This is a genomic window from Mesorhizobium sp. M8A.F.Ca.ET.181.01.1.1 (assembly GCF_004792025.1).
Lineage (GTDB): Bacteria > Pseudomonadota > Alphaproteobacteria > Rhizobiales > Rhizobiaceae > Mesorhizobium.
In genome coordinates, this window is the sequence record NZ_SRTV01000099.1 from 1 (window position 1) to 364 (window position 364).

General features: G+C 64.3%; 1 protein-coding gene. It reads right to left on the minus strand.

Annotated features, from left to right (window positions below):
- Positions 1-364, minus strand: a 364-nt coding sequence (locus EN824_RS33755) for an indole-3-glycerol phosphate synthase TrpC (RefSeq protein WP_135933181.1), incomplete at both ends; no start/stop codon positions are given.

The following is a 364-nucleotide window of genomic DNA, read 5'->3' on the forward strand; positions in this document are numbered from 1 at the left end:
GTTGTCGTGCACTTCGACGAGCACGGCGAGGCCCAGCGAGTGCGCGAGCGCTTCGAGGTCCTGCATCTGCGCCGTGTCGAGCGCGGCTGCAATCAGCAGAATCGCGTCGGCGCCCATCGCACGGGCTTCGACAATCTGATACGGATCGACGATGAAGTCCTTGCGCAGCACCGGCAACTGGCAGGCGGCGCGCGCCTGTTCGAGATACGCGACGCTGCCCTGAAAGAACTGCACATCGGTCAACACGGACAGGCAGGCCGCGCCGTGCTGTTCATACGAACGCGCGATTTGCGCAGGCACGAAGTCTTCGCGCAACACGCCCTTGGACGGACTTGCCTTCTTCACTTCGGCGATCACCGCGGCG